Below are 17,320 nucleotides of genomic sequence, written 5' to 3'. Positions count from 1 at the left end.
CGGCGGTGCGTCACCGAGTCCCGTCAGTGACGCGCAACAGAGGCCGCCGATCGGCCGGCGGCCCGGCCTGTACCGAGCCGCGTCGCTTCACGGCTGCGCTCCGCGGCGGCGCTGCCACGGGGCGTGTGCGTAGCGGGACCCTAGCGAAGCGGGTTCGCTCAGCGGAAGTCTCCGTCCAGAATCCGGGCACCGGCTGGTACGGGCTATGTCCGTATGTCGTGATTCGTACGGGGCGCAACAACCGGCTGCACCAGGATGCTGCGCCCCCCTGACCGGGCGTGCGCCGGGTCAGCGCATGCGGGTCAGCGCATCCGGGTCACCGCATCCGGGTCACCGCATCCGGGTCACCGCATGCGGGTTGCCCACTCCTGCACCTTGGCGATGCGCTGTTTCAGCTGCCCGGCGGTGGCCTCCGCGCTCGGGGGTCCGCCGCAGGTGCGCCGCAGCTCGGTGTGGATGACTCCATGGGGCTTGCCGCTCTGATGGACGTAGGCACTGACCATGGTGTTGAGCTTCTTGCGGAGCTCCATCATCTCCTTGTGCGAGACGACCGGGCGCCGCTCGGCGGGCATCTCCAGCAGATCGGCCTCGGCGTCCGGCTTCTTGCGGCTGTGCGCGATCTGCCGCGCCTGCCGCTTCTGGAGCAGCAGCTGCACCTGGTCGGGCTCCAGCAGCCCGGGGATCCCGAGGTAGTCCTGCTCCTCCTCGCTGCCCGGGTGGGCCTGCATGCCGAACTCGGCGCCGTCGTAGAGGACCCGGTCGAAGACCGCGTCGGACTCCAGCGCCTCGAAGGAGAACTGCTCCTGCTCGCCGGTGTCCTCGTCCTGCTCCTTGTTCGCCTCCTCCATCTCCTGCTCGGACTCGGCGTACGGGTCCTCCTCGCCGTCCTTCTTCGGCTTGTCGAGGGCGTGGTCACGCTCGACCTCCATCTCGTTGGCGAAGGTGAGCAGGTCGGGGACGGTCGGCAGGAACACCGACGCGGTCTCGCCGCGCCTGCGCGACCGTACGAAACGGCCGACGGCCTGGGCGAAGAAGAGGGGGGTGGAGATGGTGGTGGCGTACACCCCCACCGCCAGCCGGGGCACGTCGACGCCCTCGGACACCATGCGCACCGCGACCATCCAGCGGTCGTTGCTGCCGCTGAAGTCGTCGATCCGCTTGGACGCCCCGGCGTCGTCGGAGAGCACCAGCGTCGCCCTGCTGCCGGTGATCTCGCGGATGAGCTTGGCGTAGGCGCGGGCGGAGTCCTGGTCGGAGGCGATGACGAGGGCGCCGGCGTCGGGGATGGCCTTGCGGACCTCGGTCAGCCGCTGGTCGGCGGCGCGCAGCACGCTGGGCATCCACTCGCCGCGCGGGTCGAGGGCGGTGCGCCAGGCCTGGCTGATCGCGTCCTTGGTCATCGGCTCGCCGAGCCGGGCGGCGATCTCGTCGCCGGCCTTGGTGCGCCAGCGCATATTGCCGCTGTAGGAGAGGAAGATGACGGGGCGCACGACCCCGTCGCTCAGGGCGCTGCCGTAGCCGTAGGTGTAGTCGGCGGCGGAGCGCCGGATCCCGTCGTTGCCCTCTTCGTAGACGACGAAGGGGATGGGGTTGGTGTCGGAGCGGAACGGTGTACCGGTGAGCGCCAGCCGCCGGGTGGCGGGCTCGAAGGCCTCCAGACAGGCCTCGCCCCAGGACTTGGAGTCACCCGCGTGATGGATCTCGTCGAGGATGACGAGGGTCTTGCGCTGCTCCACGCGGTTGCGGTGCAGCATGGGCCGCACCCCGACACCGGCGTACGTGACGGCCACGCCCTGGTAGTCCTTGCCGAGCGGCCCCGCGCTGTACTCGGGGTCCAGCTTGATCCCTATCCGCGCCGCCGCCTCCGCCCACTGCTTCTTCAGATGCTCGGTCGGCGCGACCACGGTCACCTGCTGCACGACATGGTGGTGCAGCAGCCAGGACGCGAGGGTCAGCGCGAACGTCGTCTTCCCGGCGCCGGGTGTCGCGACCGCGAGGAAGTCGCGCGGCTGCTCCTGGATGTACTTCTCCATCGCCCCCTGCTGCCAGGCACGCAGCTTGCTGGCGGTGCCCCAGGGGGCACGGCCGGGGAAGGCGGGAGAGAGATGGTGGGAGTGCGAGGCGGAGCTGGCGGCGGTAGTACTCACGGTCTCCGGGGGTGTGGGGTCGGGCGGCTACGGGGTCTTACGACTACGGGTCTTACGGCTACGTATGACAACCGGGCCACCCTACCGGCGGCACCCCACCACAAACCTCCGCACCAGGCCGGGTCGGACGGAGGTGCGACTTACCTCACACACCCGCCGACCGCGCCCGCGACACCGCCCTTCATGAACGGCGTATGGCAGTCCCGTTGCAGCCCCACCGATGACCTTGAGCACCCTTCCCACGCCCCCGTACGGTCATCTCCATCGAGCTCGGAGCGCCCGGCCCCTCCGACCCGACCCGGCCGTGTGCCCGAGTGGCTCAGGGACTCGCCTGCAAAGCGAGTTACGCGGGTTCGATTCCCGCCACGGCCTCTGCACGAGAGTCGCTCAGCGATAGGCCCCTTTACGGGGGCCTTTCATATCGCCCCGCCCGGCTCCTCCAGCAGCGCCCGTGTCCAGTAGTGGTGGCTCGGGGGTGTTGTCGTGGTGGTGGGGTCGACGGTGGAGAGGGTGTGGAGCAGGGTCAGGGCCAGGTGGTCGTGGGCGGTGGTCCGGTGGGTCTGGTTCAGGGATTTTTCGTGGTGGAGGAGCCAGAGGGTGAAGGCCAGGGTGGAGACGTCCGTGTTCAGGGGGTTCAGGGCGGCCTCGGGCTCGCTCCAGTTGAGGACCTCGCCCGTCTCGCCGTCGACCACCAGGCTGTTGCCCTCGACGAGATGGCCGAGGCGGATCAAGTGGGAGGCCCTGCGCGGGAGTCGGGTGGGGTCGAAGCCCTCGGGCCCCTGGTAGGCGTAGTGCTCGGCGAGGGTCGGCAGGGGGACGTCCGTGTCGAGGTGGAGGAGCGTGCCGTCCTCCGGCAGGCCCGTCTCGCCGAGGAAGCGGCGGGTCGGCTCGTGGGTCAGCGTCGAGGGGAAGTCGACGTCCTCGAAGCGCCACACCTTGCCTGGGCCGAACTCCTGGTCCAGGAGGCGGGAGGGGAGGTCCAGGGCGAGTCCGGACACCGTGCCGGGGCCCGCCACGAGGGACAGGGGGCGGATCAGGGCCGCCATCCGCCAGAACGGCGGGATCTCGCCGCCCGTGCCCTCCTCGAACACCGCCAGCAGATGACGTGACGCCTCTGCCGCCGCCTTCGGGCCGAAGCGGCCGGCGTACGAGGCGAACTGGCCGCGCAGCCCCGCCAGTTCGTCCGCCGCCGCCGCGAACCGCACCAGGGTGCGCAGCGAGGGCGCGAGCGGGCGGGTGTCCATCAGATCGGGCCGGTCGTGCAGCATGTACGTCGTCGCGACCGCGCCCGTGGTGCCGTCCAGCAGCACCGACTCCCCCGCGGTGCCCCGGGGGTCGAGCAGCGCGCCTATGACCAGCTGGTCCCGCAGCCGCGCCGTCAGACGGCCGTCGGGGTCGCCGGTGGAGTCCCCCACCGTCCGCAGCCCCTGTGCGCACAGCTCCTCGAAGGTGAACAGATGGCTCTCGCCGGGCAGTCCGGGCCCGGTCAGCCAGCTGCGCGTCGGCGCGTGCGTGACGTACGGATAGAGCTGGTCCTCGGTGAGGGTGATCGCCGTCGTGGCGGCACCGGTCGTGCTCATTGCATCCCCCGCAGGTGCGTCAGCGCATGTGCGTCATCACTCGTGCCTGGGCGCACGCGCCTCGGCGCACGCGCTTGCTCACGATCCCCGAACTGGGCACGGCCGGGCGCGCGTCATGACGCCGTACGGCCCGGGCAGGCCGTCCCCACTGCCCAGAACACTACGCCCCGCCACTGACAACGCCCCTGGATCACAGGACGCTCGACGCACCCTCGCCGTTCCCTCCCCGCGAGGACCACGCCCACCATGTCGCCGGGCGCGGGCACCTGGCGGCGCGCGTCGCACGGCCCGGTCTACGTGAAGTACACGCCACCGAGCACGACGGCCAGCGCCGCCACCATGAACACCAGGAACCAGATCAGCAACTTGCCGACGCTGGGCGGGGGTTCGTACCTCGGCTCCTCCGGCCCGCGCTCCGGCGCGCTCACCGTTCCGTCACCACCGCGGCCTGCGGCCTTATCGGCAGCCGGTTCACCGGGCGGCCCGTGGCGGCGCGCACCGCGGAGGCGATGGCCGCCGGGGAGGTGACCACCGGCACCGCGCTGACGGCCTTCGCGCCGAAGGGGGCGACCACGTCGCGTTCCTCGACGAGTTTGACGATCCGGATGTCCGGCGCGTCCAGGGCGGTCGGCAGGGCGTAGCCCGTCAGGTCCGGGTGGCGGATCAGTCCGCGCGCGGTGCGCAGGTTCTCCGTCAGGGCGATGCCCACCCCCTGGGTGACACCGGCCTCGATCCGGGCGGCCAGCTGGGCCGGGTTGAGCACCCGGCCGACGTCCTGGGCGAGCGCCAGCTCGACCACGCGGACCGAGCCCAGCTCGATGTCGACGTCCACCACCGCGCGGATCGCGCAGAAGGCCATGCCGACGAACGCGTCACCCTGGCCCGCCTCGTTCAGCGGTTCCGTGGGGTGGGGGCGGCACTGGGCCGTCGCCCACAGCTCCTTGCCGTCCATCGCCTCGGAGACGGTGGTCGACAGGACGCCGTCGTACGAGGTGATCTTGCCGTCGGTGATCTGCAGGAGCTCGGTCGACATGCCGAACTTGTGGGCCAGCGGCTGCAGCAGCTGGGTGCGGACCATCTTCGCCGCGCGCTCCACCGCGCCGCCCGACACCCAGGTGTGGCGGCCGCGGCAGCCCGCGCCGGCGGGCGGCTGGTCGGTGTCGACGGGCGCGACGTGCACCTCTTCGATGCCCAGCGTCTCCTGGACGATCTGGCGGGCGAGGGTGGAGAACCCCTGACCGGTCTCGACGGCCGCGCACAGCACGGTCGCCACCCCGTCCTGGACCTTGACGGTCGCCGTGGAGACCTCGTCGGCGCCCTCCGCGCCGAGCATGTGCACCATGCCCAGGCCGTAGCCCACGCCCCGGCGCACCGCGCCCGGTTCGCCGGCGCCCTCGGGGCCGCCGGGCAGCAGCCACTCGTCCTCGGGGGTGTCCTTGGGCAGGTCGGGCAGCGGGAAGTCCCGTACCGCCTGCAGCAGTTCGGCGACCGGCGCCGGGCAGGTCACCGTCTGGCCCGTCGGCAGGACGTCGCCGGTGGCCAGGGCGTTGCGCAGGCGCAGCTCGGCCGGGTCGATGCCGAGCTTCTTCGCCAGCTTGTCCATCTGCGCCTCGTAGGCGGCGCAGACCTGCATGGCGCCCTCTCCGCGCACATGCCCCGAGGGCGGGTTGTTGGTGCGTACGGCCCAGCCCTCGATGAAGGCGTTCGGGACGACGTACGGGCCGCAGGCGAAGCCCACGGCGGCGGCCAGGGCCTCGGAGGAGGTGTCGGCGTAGGCGCCCGCGTCGAGCAGGATCTGTGCCTCGACCTTGACCAGCCTGCCTTCGGCGTCGGCGTGGTGGCGGTAGCGCAGCAGGGTCGGGTGCCGGTGGGTGTGCCCGAGGAAGGACTCCTCGCGCGTGGCGGTGAGTTTCACCGGGCAGCCGGTCTTGAGGGCGAGCAGGCCGAGCGGGAGCTGGAAGCCCTGGTCCTCGCGGTCGGCGGTGGCGCCGGGGACGCCGGTGACGACGATCTTGACGCGCTCGGGTTCGAGGCCGTAGCAGGCGGCGGCGGTGTCGCGGTCGGTGTGCGGGTCGGTGGAGGCCAGGTACAGCTCGACGCCGCCGTCGGGGCGGGGCACGGCGAGACCGGCCTCGGCGCCGATGGGGGCCGGGTCCTGGCGGCCGATGCGGTACTGGCCCTCGACGACGATGTCACCGGCGGCGTCCGGGTCGCCGTGGCGCAGCGGGATGTGCCGGATCAGGTTGCCGTCGGGGTGCAGCGGTTCGGCCTCGAAGGCCAGCTCGGGGTCGGTGACCGGGTCGAGTACTTCGTACTCGACGATGACGGCCGCGGCGGCCATGCGCGCGGTGTCGGGGTGGTCGGCGGCGACGGCGGCGATGGGCTCGCCGTGGTGGCGTACGACCTCGGAGGCGAACACGGGCCGGTCGGCGTTGCCGCGGCCGTAGCGGGCCTCGCCCGGCACGTCCTCGTGCGTGACGACGGCCCGTACGCCGGGCATCTCGCGCGCGTGGGTGGTGTCGATGGACACGATGCGCGCGTGCGCGTGCGGGGAGCGCAGCACGGCGGCCCACAGCAGGCCCTCGGCCCACAGGTCGGCCGCGTACGGGAACGTGCCCTCGGTCTTGGCGCGGGTGTCGGCGGCCGGCAGCGAGACGCCGAGGCCGTGCGGCAGCGGCTCGGGGGCGGGTACTGGCTCCGCGGAGGTGGTCGCGGTCGCCGCTTCGTTGCTCACGCCTGGCCTCCGTCCTGGCCGTACGGCTGGTCATGCGGTCCCGGTGCCGCCGGGGAAGGGGGCGAGTCGAACGCCGAGGGGTTGACCCCGCCGGCTCCCGGCCCCGCCTGGTGAGGGATACGCGCCTCGTCACCGTCCTGTTCGGAGCCGTCGCCGGACTGTGCGTCGCGTTCGGCGACGACCTCCTGGACGGCGTCCACGACGCCCCGGTAGCCGGAGCAGCGGCACAGATTGCCGCACAGGGCCTGGCGGGTCTCCAGGCGGGTCGGCGCCGGGTTGCCCTCCAGCAGGTCGTGCACGGTCATCGCGATGCCGGGCACGCAGAAGCCGCACTGCACGGCGCCGCACCGGGCGAGCGCGCGCTGCACGTCGGACGGCTGGCCGTCGACGGCGAGCCCCTCGACGGTTCGGACCTCGCTGCCCGCGGCGGTCACGGCGGGCACCAGACAGGAGGCCACGAGCCGCCCGTCCACCTGCACGTTGCACGCGCCGCACTCGCCCTGCGAGCAGCCGTCCTTGGCGCCCGCGAGGCCGAGGCGCTCGCGCAGCACGTAGAGCAGCGACTCGCCGATCCAGGCGTCCGAGACGGGGCGCTCCACGCCGTTGACGCGCAGCACGTAGGAGGCGAGGGGGTGTTCCTCGCCGGGGAACGACGAGGGCTCGGCCGCGTCGTCCGGGGCGCCCGCGGGCTCCGGGGAGGCCGAAGTCCCGGCGGATTCGGGCGTGTTGGGGGCGGCGGGCGCGGGCGCGGCGTCGGCCGCGGGCTCCGCGAGTGGCTCCACAGGCCCCTCAGGCGCCTCCGCGGCCCCCTGAGCACCCTCGGCGCCCTCGGCCGCTGCCGCGGCCTCACCGGCCCCGTGGACGCGCTGTGAGGCGGCTTCGGCGCGCTCGGCGGGTGTCTCGCCATAGGGGTCGGCGGCGCGCTCGGCGTAGGCGTCGGTGCCCGGCGGGCGGGCGGCGTCCTGCGCGGCCTGCGCGGCTTCGGCGGTGGACGCCTGCGCGTCCTCCCGCGCGCGTGCGGCCGGGTCCGGTTCCGCGGGTGCGGGGTGCTCCGGTGTGTGCTGGTCGGGGTGGGCGCCGGGGTGTGCCGGGGGCTGCTGGTACGCGTGGCCCGCACCGGCCGGCGGCTCGGCGTGTTCGCGCTGCTGCCCGGCCTCGTCGCCGGGTGCCGTCGGCTCCCCGGTCTGCGGCTGTCCCCAGGGCTGTCCCGCCCCCTCTGTCGCCCAGGGGGCGGCGGCGCCGCCCGGGAGCGTGGCGGGCGGGGTCCCGCCCCACTGCTGCACCAGGGACGACGTGGTGAACTCGCCCGATTCGTCCGGAAGGTCGCCTCCGGCCACGGGGATCGACCACTGCCCGGTCACGTCATGACCGGGAGCGGCCCCCTCGGGGCCGGAGGTCTCCTCGTAGGTCCACTGCTGGGTGGCCGCGGGGTTGTACGTGAACCGGTCGTCCGCCCCGTCCTGCGGCACGGCGTTCGGGTCGGGCCACCGGGCGCCGTCGGCGGGCGCCCCCCAGGTACCGCCGGCCGCCGGGTCACCGCCCTGGGCCGGGTCCTGGTCGGCAGCTATCGGCGGCGGCACATAGCCGTGACCGGGCGCGGCGAGCGGGTCGGAGGCGGCCAGCAGGGCCTCGATGCCGCCCTCCGGGAGCTTCACGAAGGCGGTCGCGCCGTCGTCGTAGTCGCCCTGGGGCAGCGGGTCCCAGCGGCCGCCGCTGCGGGGCGTGCCCTCTCCGTGCTGGTCGTCGGTCACGACAGCGCCCTCCCCAGTGCTCGTCGGGCCAGCGCGGCGACGGTGCGCCGCAGGTGCAGTACGGCGGGCGGAAGCGGCTGGACGGTGCCGTCCGCCTCGGGGACCGGGTCGGGGATGCAGGCCGCGGCCACGTACTCCCCGAAGGCGGCCAGCGCCTCCGGGACGATCGTGCGGCCGTTGTCCCAGTCGATGAGCCGGGCGACCCACTGCTCGGCGTCCAGCGGCCTGAGCGGCATCGGCGCTATGGCACCGACGGCGCACCGCACTCCGCGCCGGGCGGGGTCGAGCACGAGGGCGACGGACGCGACCGCGCGGCCGGGGCCGGTCCGACCGGTCGCCTTCAGGAAGACCTGCGGCGCGTGCAGCAGCGGCACGCGCACGAAGCCGATGAGCTCGCCGCCGCGGAGCATGTCCACGCCGGCCAGCAGATGCGACACCGGGAGCTCCCGGCGGGCTCCGCCCGGGCCCGCGATGATCAGCGTCGCCTCCAGGGCGGCCAGCACCGGCAGGGCGTCCCCGGTGGGGGCAGCCGAGGCGATGTTGCCGCCCAGGGTGCCCGCGTTGCGGATCTGTGGCGGGCCCGCCGCGCGCGCGGCGGCGGCGAGCGCCGGGATCAGCGCGGCGAAGTCGGGGCGGCCCATGCGCGCGTGCGTGAGCCCGGCGCCGAGCAGGGCGTGTCCGTCCAGGTACTGCCAGCCGCGGATCTCACTGATCTTGCCGAGGCCCACCAGTGCGGAGGGCCTGAGCTGCCCGGAGTTGACGGCGGCCATGAGGTCGGTGCCGCCGGCCACCGGCACGGCGGTGGGCACGGCGGTGAGCGCCGCCACGGCCTCGTCCAGCGTCGTGGGCAGCGTGACGGCCTGCGCCGCCTGCGGTGCGTGCGTGGTCAAACCGGCTGCCCCTTCCCGCTGCCCCACCTGGTCCCACCTGTGTTGCCGTACGGTACGTGCTGACAGGGCGGACGTGGCAACTCTGGCACATCTTCGCAGGGCTCGAAGACAGGGGTCCGCTAGGAGGCATTCGCCCGCCTCACCAGGGAGATGGTCCGTTTTCGCACAGCATCACCGATGAGCTCCGATTGGCACTCTTCGGTGATGCTTACGACATTTTTGCCGCGCCTGTTCGGTGGCTGCGCTGTCTGTTCGGGGCTGTCTGTTCAGGGCCGTCTGTTCGGAGCTGTCTGCTCGTGGCTATCTGTTCGGCGGCGCGCCCTCGATGGGCCGCCCGAGCACTCCGGGGCGCTGCTGCCAGGGCAGGGGCCCGGTCGGTGGCCGGTATCCCACCCCCAGGGCGTCAAGTCGCCGGTAGTGGACGGCCATCCGCCGCTCGAAGGCGGCGAAGTCCCGCTCCCCGGGGGCGGGCAGGGAGCTCCAGGCCACCTCGGCGAAGGCAGAAAGCCGCGGGTAGGACTGGTAGTCGACGCGTTCCTGGCTCTCCATCACCTCGGTCCACACATTGGCCTGGGTGCCCAGCACATGCCGGGCCTCGGCCTCGGTGAGCCGCTGCGGCACCGGCTCGAAGCGGTAGACGTCCTCCAGGGTGCGTACGTAGCCGATCGGCACCGGCTCGTCCTCGCCCGCCGCCTGCCGGTGGTCCAAGTACACGTACTGCTCGGGGCACATGACGACGTCGTGGCCCGCCTGGGCGGCGGCGACGCCGCCCGCGTACCCGCGCCACGAGGCCACGGCGGCGTTCTCGGCGAGTCCGCCCTCCAGGATCTCGTCCCAGCCGATGAGCCTGCGCCCGCGCGCGGTCAGCCATGTGTCGAAGTGTGCGATGAACCACGCCTGCAACTCGTCCTCGTCCGCGAGCCCGAGTTCCCTGATACGGGCCTGCGCGGCCGGCGACTGCCGCCACTGGTCCTTGCGGCATTCGTCACCGCCGACATGAACGAAGGCCGAGAACTCGCCCGCGTGTGCCGGGAACAGCTCCAGCACTTCCTCGAAGACCCCCTCGTAGAAGCGCAGGGTGTTGTCAGTGGGGGCGAGTACGTTGGCGGAGATCCCCCAGGTGTCGAGGACGGAGAGGGCGGTGGTGTCGATGACATCGGTGTTGCCGAGTTCGGGGTACGCGGCGATGGCGGCCTGCGAGTGTCCCGGTACGTCGATTTCGGGGACGACGGAGATATGCCGCTCGGCGGCGTAGGCGACGATCTCGCGGATGTCGTCCTGGGTGTAGAAGCCTCCGTGCGGCTTCTCGTCCCACAGCGGTGAGGCCCGGTGACCGAATTTCGTGCGTGCCCGCCATGAAGCGGTCTCGGTGAGCTTCGGGTATCGCTTGATCTCGACGCGCCAGCCCTGGTCGTCGGTCAAGTGGAAGTGGAAGACATTGAGTTTGTGCGCGGCCATCAGGTCGAGCTGGCGCAGCACGCCTTCCTTGGGCATGAAGTGCCGTGCGACGTCGAGCATGAGACCGCGCCAGCGAAAGCGCGGGGCGTCCTCGATAGTGACGTGCGGCACGGCCCAGGCGCGGTCGCGGTCGAGCGGCGCCCTGCGGTGGGCGTCGGGGCCGAGCAGCTGACGCAGTGTCTGGGCGCCCCAGAAGACACCCGCCTCGCTGCCGCCCTCGATGAGGACGCCGGTCGAGTCGCTGACGAGGCGGTACTCCTCGGGCCCGAGCCGGGGGTCGAGCTGGAGGCCGATGCCGCCCTCGGCGTCGTCGAGTTCGCGCCCCTCGCGCAGGGGCAGGCCGGTGGCCTGCCGCAGGACGGTGCGCAGCCAGTGGCCCGCGCCCTCCGTCTCGGGGGATGCGTAGATCCGGGAGCGCGCCGTCAGCCGTACCTCACCGGAACCGGCGACGACGCTGCGGGGCGCTGGAATCAGTTCGGTCACATCAGTCCTTTACCGCTCCGCCCAGCCCGGAGACCAGACGTCGCTGTACGAGTACGAAGAACACCAGCACCGGAATCGTCATCACCGTGGAGGCGGCCATGACTCCTCCCCAGTCCGGGTCGTCCGGCTTGTAGAAGACCAGCAACGCCATCGGCAGGGTCGACTGCGAAGTGTCGCTGATGATGAAGGACTTGGCGTACAGGAAGTCGTTCCAGGCCGAGATGAAGGAGAACACGCTCGTGGCCACAAGACCCGGCAGGACAAGGGGGAAAAGGATCTGCCAGAGGAATCGCGCGCGGCTCGCCCCGTCGATGTAGGCGGCCTCCTCCAAGGCCTCGGGAACCGCCTTCACAAACCCCCGCAGCATCCAGATCGCGAACGGCAGCGAGAAGGCGATGTGCGGCAGGATCAGCGAGCCCAGCGTGTTCAGCAGACCGAAGTCCCGCATCTGGAAGAACAAGGGGATGGTGAGTGCCTCGACGGGCACCATCTGGGCCACCAGAAACATGATCAGCAGGGTGGTCCGGAAGCGGAACCGGAATCGCGTCACCGCGGTCGCCGCGAGAAACGCGATCAGTGCCGAGATGAGGACCACACTGCCCGCGACCACAAGGCTGTTGACGAAATACCGACCAAAATCCTGCTGCCCGAACACGCGCCGGAAGGAATCCAGCGAAGGGGCCGAGGTCCACGGCCGCGGCTCGGTCGACTCGATCTCCCCGGCCGGTTTGAAGGCGCTCAGCACCATCCAGTAGAGGGGAAAGGCGACGACGATCGCGATCAGCAGCGCCGAGGCCTCCGCCGCCAGCCGCCACGGACGCCGCACACGTACGCCGGAAAGATTCACAGCTCCTCCCCCTGCCGGCGCAGCAGCCGCAGATACACCAGCGTCACGGCGAGCAGGATCAGCAGCATCACGATGCCGATCGCCGAACCGAGGCTGTACTGCGACGACGCGAACGCCTGCTGATAGGCGTAGACGTTCAGGACCAGGTTCTGGCCCGCGATGCCGCCGCCGTTCGTCATGACGTAGATCTGCGTGAAGACCTTGAAGTCCCAGATGACCGACTGGATGGTGACGACGGTCAGGATCGGCCGGAGCATCGGGGCGAGGACCGAGCGCCAGATGCGCCACTGCGAGGCACCGTCCAGCGCGGCGGCCTCCAGCACCTCGGCCGGGACGGCGCGGATCCCGGCGTAGACGGTGACCATCACGAACGGGAAGGAGCACCACACCACTTCGAGCAGGACGAGGAAGAAGGCGCTGATGCGCCCGTACGTCCACGAGTGGTCGCCGAGCCCGACGATCCGGTTGACCGGCCCGAAGTCGGGGTCGAAGAGGAACAGCCAGACCGTCGACCCGGTCACCGCCGGTGTCGCCCACGCCCCCAGCGCGGCCAGCATCAGCGCGAGCCGGGGCAGCGCGCGCACGCGCGTGAGCAGCACCGCGAGCGCACACCCGACGGCGAGCGTCGATGCGACACACGCCGCCGCGAACAGCACGGTCGCCAGCAGCACCCGCCAGAACTCACCGTCGGAGAACAGCTCCGAGTAGTTCCCGAACCCCTCGAAGGTGGCCGGCTCACCCCCACTGACCTGAGCCTGCGTGTAGTGGAAGAACGAGATCAGCCCGAGCTGATAAATGGGGTAGAGCAACAGCCCACCGAGGACCACGAGAGCGGGGGCGAGGTAGATCCAAGGGACGGCGGAACTCCCCAAGGGGCGCGGGGAACTGCGCGACAAGCCACGACGAACCGGCACCCGCGAACGAACAGCACCCCCCGACCCGGCAGGCGCCGTCATCCGGCGGAGCCAAACGCATCGTCCATCTTCGTCGCCGCCTCCCCCGCGGCAGCGCTCACACTCTTCTTCCCGCTGATGATCTCCTGCAGCATCGTCGGCAGCACCAGTTGCGAGTCGATCTGGGACCACCCGGGCGAGGCCGGCACGAACTTGGTCCCGGCGGCGAGGGTCTGCGCGAAGGGCTTCACATACGGGTGCTCGGCGGCCACCTGCGAGCGCACGTCCGCGAACGTCGGCAGGAAACCCATCGCCTTGAACATCTCGCCCTGTGTCTTCTTCGAGGTGAGCTGTTCCATCAGGTCGACGGCGAGCGTGCGGTGCGAGGTGCTCTTGAGCACACCGATGTTGTTGCCGCCCGCGAAGGCGGGCGCGATCGAGCCGGACTTCACGCCCGGCAGCGGTACGACGGCGTACTTGCCCTTCACCTTCCCGGCCTCGACGGCGGTGTGGCTGAAGTCGCCGCCGATCGCCATCCCCGCCTTGCCGGCCGCGAACGCGGTGATGGTGTCGTTGCCGCCCATGCCCGCGCACTTGGCGGCGGGACAGTTGTCGTCACCGAAGAGGGACGTGTACGCCTTGATGCCCTTCTGGGCGGCCGCGCTGTCGATGGCGGAGGCGTACGAGTCGCCCTTGCCAGTGGCCAGTTCGCCGCCGTTGGCCCACACGAAGGGCATCGCGCCGTAGGTGTAGGCGCCGCCGACCACGATGCCGTACAGATCGCTCCTGGCGGTGTGGATCTTGCGTGCGGTGGACGCCAACTCGTCCATGGTCTTGGGGGGTTGGAGCCCCAGCTCCTTGAAGACGTCCGTGCGGTAGTACAGGGCGCGCACGCCCACGTAGTACGGGGAGCCGTACACCTTGCCGCCGACGGTGACCGACGTCTTCGCGGTGGGGTCGGTGTCCTTGGACTCGCTCCAGGCGCCGAACTCCTTGGTGACGTCGAGGAGTCCGCCGTCCTTCACATAACCGGCCGTGTCGGTGTTGCCGAACTCCATCACGTCGGGCGCGGACTTCGGGTCGTTGAAGGCGGCCTTGACGCGCTGGGCCCTGGTCTCGACGGGGATGTACTCGACGTGGACCTTGGCGCCCTCGTGCTCCTTCTCGAAGGCGGCCACCACGGAGTCGACGGCCTTCTCCTTCGGCTTGTTGCCGACCTCCTGGAAGAGCCAGACCCGCAGGGTGCCGCTCTTGTCGTCCTTGTCCGAGGAGGAGTTGGAGGAGGTCTGGGGGGCGCAGGCCGCGGTGACGGCCAGGGCCGTGAGCAGGACGGCGAGACGCGGGGACGGCTTCATCGAGTGACCCTCCGAGCAGGCGTTGCAACATATGCAATGACAGTTTCGCTCTGCACAACACCACGGAGGCTAGGGACCACATGAACATGACCACAAGAGGTCTCAACCACTTCGTGACCGGCCGACGCATCCCCTGCAACGGCGGGCAGCACAAAGGCCCCCGAAGCGCGTCAAAACGCACCCCGAGGGCCTCACGGCTCTCAGGCGGGAGCGGGCCGTCCTACTTGTCGCCGCCCTGGTCGTCGCCGCCGGCACCCATGGACTCGTAGATCTCCTTGCACATGGGACACACGGGGTACTTCTTCGGATCGCGGCCCGGCACCCACACCTTGCCGCACAGCGCCACGACGGGCGTGCCGTCGAGGGCGCTCGCCATGATCTTGTCCTTCTGGACGTAGTGGGCGAAGCGCTCGTGGTCGCCGTCGCCGTGCGACACCTGCGGCGTCGGCTCTACGAGGGTCCCCGTACCAGTCCCGCGCTCGGGCTCAAGAGTGCTCATAAAGGCCAAGGGTACTGAAGGTCACACGGATCAGTTGAGCGACGGGTCGTCCGGATACGTGGCCACCATCGCGAGCTCGTTGCGCTGACGGCGCAGGACCTCGCGCCAGAGTCTTTCCGGCGACGGGGACGAGACATCGCCGGGCTCCGACTCGACGACGTACCACGCGCCCTCGACCAGCTCGTCCTCCAGCTGGCCGGGGCCCCAGCCGGCGTATCCGGCGAAGATCCTGAGCGAGCCGAGGGCCGAGGCGAGCAGCTCGGGCGGTGCCTCCAGGTCGACCAGACCGATCGCGCCGTGCACTCTGCGCCAGCCCAGCGGCGCGCCGTCCGGGGCCGTGCCGCCGGGGATGACGGCGACCCCGAGCGCCGAGTCGAGGGAGACCGGACCGCCCTGGAAGACGACACCCGGCTCACCGGCGAGGTCCGCCCAGCCCTCGAGGATGTCGCCGACGTCCACCGGGGTCGGACGATTGAGGACCACACCGAGCGAGCCCTCCTCGTCGTGGTCGAGAAGGAGCACCACCGCACGGTCGAAGTTCGGGTCCGCCAGGGCGGGCGTTGCCACGAGCAACCGCCCTGTGAGCGAGGACACCTCGGTCATGGCAGACATGATCCCGCATCTTGCCCCGGCGCGGGGAGGCAATGCGGGTAAGAAGGGTGATTGCAGCTCAGGGCAGAAAGAAGCATGCCCGGCGCACAATAGGAACGGTGACCCCATGTGCCCGGCCAGGAGCGGTTCGTGTTGTGACGAAGCTATGACGTAGCTGGGTGGCACTTGGGCTTACAGAAGGGGGGTGGGCGGCGATTACCCTTTCCCTTCTGGCCCCTGCCCCACTCATCGGAACGCGAGATACATGACCGTCAACGACGATGTCCTGCTTGTCCACGGCGGAACTCCGCTGGAGGGCGAGATCCGTGTCCGCGGTGCGAAGAACCTCGTACCGAAGGCAATGGTCGCCGCCCTGCTGGGCAGTGAACCGAGTCGACTGCGCAACGTTCCGGACATTCGTGACGTCCGAGTCGTACGTGGCCTGCTGCAGTTGCACGGAGTGACGGTCCGTCCGGGTGAGGAGCCGGGCGAGCTGGTGATGGACCCGTCCCACGTGGAGAGCGCGAACGTCGCTGACATCGATGCCCACGCGGGTTCGTCGCGCATCCCGATCCTCTTCTGCGGACCGCTGCTGCACCGTCTCGGCCACGCCTTCATCCCGGGCCTCGGCGGCTGCGACATCGGCGGCCGGCCCATCGACTTCCACTTCGAGGTGCTGCGGCAGTTCGGCGCGCGGATCGAGAAGCGGGCGGACGGGCAGTACCTGGAGGCGCCGCAGCGGCTGCGCGGCACGAAGATCCGGCTGCCGTACCCGTCCGTCGGCGCGACCGAGCAGGTGCTGCTCACGGCGGTCCTCGCGGAAGGGGTCACCGAACTCTCGAACGCGGCCGTGGAGCCGGAGATCGAGGACCTGATCTGCGTCCTGCAGAAGATGGGCGCCATCATCGCGATGGACACCGACCGCACGATCCGCATCACGGGTGTGGACCGGCTCGGCGGCTACAACCACCGCGCGCTGCCGGACCGCCTGGAGGCCGCCTCCTGGGCGTCCGCCGCGCTCGCGACCGAGGGCAACATCTACGTCCGCGGCGCCCAGCAGCGCTCGATGATGACGTTCCTCAACACCTACCGGAAGGTGGGGGGCGCCTTCGAGATCGACGACCAGGGCATCCGGTTCTGGCACCCCGGTGGGCAGTTGAAGTCCATCGCGCTGGAGACGGATGTGCACCCGGGATTCCAGACGGACTGGCAGCAGCCGCTGGTGGTCGCTCTCACGCAGGCGACGGGGCTGTCCATCGTCCACGAGACGGTCTACGAGTCCCGCCTCGGCTTCACCTCCGCGCTCAACCAGATGGGTGCTCACATCCAGCTGTACCGCGAGTGCCTGGGCGGCTCCGACTGCCGCTTCGGCCAGCGCAACTTCCTGCACTCCGCGGTCGTCTCCGGCCCCACGAAACTCCAGGGCGCCGACCTCGTCATCCCCGACCTCCGCGGCGGCTTCTCCTACCTCATCGCGGCCCTCGCAGCCCAGGGCACCTCCCGCGTCCACGGCATCGACCTCATCAACCGCGGCTACGAGAACTTCATGGAGAAGCTCGTGGAGCTCGGCGCCAAGGTGGAACTGCCGGGCAAGGCCCTCGGATAGAGCCCTCGCAGAGTCGTACGAACGCCGGTGGGGCGGTAACCCGAGCTCGGGTTACCGCCCCACCGGCGTTGTGCGGAAGGCGCCCCTGAAGGGGCGCGGGGAACTGCGCGACCAGCCACGGACGCACCGTCAGCCGGAGTACGGCCCGCAGTCGCCCGGCGCTCGAAGCGGAGCGCCTACTTGCCCTTGGCGGCTTCCTTGAGCTTGCTGCCCGCGGAGACCTTCACGCTGTAGCCGGCCGGGATCTGGATCGGGTCGCCGGTCTGCGGGTTGCGCGCGGTGCGAGCGGCACGGTGGGTGCGCTCGAAGGTCAGGAAGCCGGGGATGGTGACCTTCTCGTCCCCCTTGGCGACGATCTCGCCGACCGTCTCGGCGAACGCGGCCAGAACGGCGTCGGCGTCCTTGCGGGTCACCTCGGCGCGGTCGGCCAGCGCGGCCACCAGCTCACTGCGGTTCATGTTGTTACTCCCGTGTTCTTCTTGCCGT

At 71.0% G+C, this 17,320-nt stretch carries 14 protein-coding genes and 1 tRNA gene; 2 read left to right on the top strand and 13 right to left on the bottom strand.

Annotated elements, in window-relative coordinates; all coding sequences use genetic code 11:
• Positions 1-344: 344 nt before the first annotated feature.
• Positions 345-2,147: a DEAD/DEAH box helicase gene (locus MQN93_RS36665; protein WP_016438085.1), complete on the bottom strand. Its 1,803-nt coding sequence runs from the start codon at positions 2,145-2,147 to the stop codon at positions 345-347.
• Between the two features lie 300 nt (positions 2,148-2,447).
• Here MQN93_RS36665 and MQN93_RS36660 point away from each other — a divergent pair.
• A tRNA-Cys gene (locus MQN93_RS36660) sits at positions 2,448-2,519 on the top strand.
• A gap of 44 nt (positions 2,520-2,563) precedes the next feature.
• On the opposite strand, the gene MQN93_RS36655 is transcribed toward MQN93_RS36660, so the two are convergent.
• The 11 genes from MQN93_RS36655 to MQN93_RS36610 all read right to left on the bottom strand — a co-directional run bounded on the left by MQN93_RS36655 (position 2,564) and on the right by MQN93_RS36610 (position 15,240).
• Positions 2,564-3,727, bottom strand: coding sequence for an SUKH-4 family immunity protein (locus MQN93_RS36655; RefSeq protein ID WP_242712928.1), 1,164 nt, complete (start codon positions 3,725-3,727; stop codon positions 2,564-2,566).
• A gap of 293 nt (positions 3,728-4,020) precedes the next feature.
• Positions 4,021-4,155 carry a hypothetical protein gene (locus MQN93_RS44055; RefSeq protein WP_016438087.1) on the bottom strand — a complete coding sequence of 45 codons (135 nt, stop codon included), beginning with the start codon at positions 4,153-4,155 and terminating at the stop codon, positions 4,021-4,023.
• A complete protein-coding gene (locus MQN93_RS36650) occupies positions 4,152-6,461 on the bottom strand; it encodes a xanthine dehydrogenase family protein molybdopterin-binding subunit (RefSeq protein ID WP_242712927.1) in 2,310 nt (769 codons plus the stop codon). Before MQN93_RS36650 ends, MQN93_RS44055 begins: the two co-directional genes overlap by 4 nt.
• On the bottom strand, positions 6,458-8,212 hold the full coding sequence (locus MQN93_RS36645) for a 2Fe-2S iron-sulfur cluster-binding protein (RefSeq protein WP_242712926.1): 1,755 nt from the start codon (positions 8,210-8,212) through the stop codon (positions 6,458-6,460). Before MQN93_RS36645 ends, MQN93_RS36650 begins: the two co-directional genes overlap by 4 nt.
• Positions 8,209-9,102 (bottom strand): FAD binding domain-containing protein, encoded by an 894-nt coding sequence (locus MQN93_RS36640; protein WP_037783738.1) that lies wholly within the window; start codon positions 9,100-9,102, stop codon positions 8,209-8,211. Before MQN93_RS36640 ends, MQN93_RS36645 begins: the two co-directional genes overlap by 4 nt.
• A gap of 300 nt (positions 9,103-9,402) precedes the next feature.
• Positions 9,403-11,043, bottom strand: coding sequence for a beta-N-acetylhexosaminidase (locus tag MQN93_RS36635; RefSeq protein WP_242712925.1), 1,641 nt, complete (start codon positions 11,041-11,043; stop codon positions 9,403-9,405).
• Between the two features lies 1 nt (position 11,044).
• A complete protein-coding gene (locus MQN93_RS36630; RefSeq protein ID WP_016438092.1) occupies positions 11,045-11,890 on the bottom strand; it encodes a carbohydrate ABC transporter permease in 846 nt (281 codons plus the stop codon).
• On the bottom strand, positions 11,887-12,846 hold the full coding sequence (locus tag MQN93_RS36625; protein WP_242712924.1) for a carbohydrate ABC transporter permease: 960 nt from the start codon (positions 12,844-12,846) through the stop codon (positions 11,887-11,889). The genes MQN93_RS36630 and MQN93_RS36625 overlap by 4 nt, the downstream gene beginning before the upstream one ends.
• Positions 12,843-14,138 (bottom strand): extracellular solute-binding protein, encoded by a 1,296-nt coding sequence (locus MQN93_RS36620; protein WP_242712923.1) that lies wholly within the window; start codon positions 14,136-14,138, stop codon positions 12,843-12,845. The genes MQN93_RS36625 and MQN93_RS36620 overlap by 4 nt, the downstream gene beginning before the upstream one ends.
• A gap of 220 nt (positions 14,139-14,358) precedes the next feature.
• Positions 14,359-14,637 carry a DUF3039 domain-containing protein gene (locus MQN93_RS36615; protein ID WP_016438095.1) on the bottom strand — a complete coding sequence of 93 codons (279 nt, stop codon included), beginning with the start codon at positions 14,635-14,637 and terminating at the stop codon, positions 14,359-14,361.
• A 30-nt stretch (positions 14,638-14,667) separates the two neighbouring features.
• A complete protein-coding gene (locus tag MQN93_RS36610; protein ID WP_016438096.1) occupies positions 14,668-15,240 on the bottom strand; it encodes a YqgE/AlgH family protein in 573 nt (190 codons plus the stop codon).
• Positions 15,241-15,493: 253 nt separating this feature from the next.
• Here MQN93_RS36610 and murA point away from each other — a divergent pair, with 253 nt between their 5' ends.
• Entirely contained in the window at positions 15,494-16,834 is a 1,341-nt protein-coding gene (murA, locus tag MQN93_RS36605; protein ID WP_016438097.1) for a UDP-N-acetylglucosamine 1-carboxyvinyltransferase, read from the top strand.
• Positions 16,835-17,010: 176 nt separating this feature from the next.
• Here the strand turns inward: murA and MQN93_RS36600 are convergent, their stop codons facing one another.
• Positions 17,011-17,292 (bottom strand): HU family DNA-binding protein, encoded by a 282-nt coding sequence (locus MQN93_RS36600; RefSeq protein WP_007382399.1) that lies wholly within the window; start codon positions 17,290-17,292, stop codon positions 17,011-17,013.
• Between the last annotated feature and the right edge of the window lie 28 nt (positions 17,293-17,320).

Origin of the sequence: Streptomyces spinosisporus, assembly GCF_022698145.1 — a bacterium.
Lineage (GTDB): Bacteria > Actinomycetota > Actinomycetes > Streptomycetales > Streptomycetaceae > Streptomyces > Streptomyces spinosisporus.
Note: the sequence above shows the minus strand (reverse complement) of the source record. Positions and strands in the feature narration are given on the sequence as shown.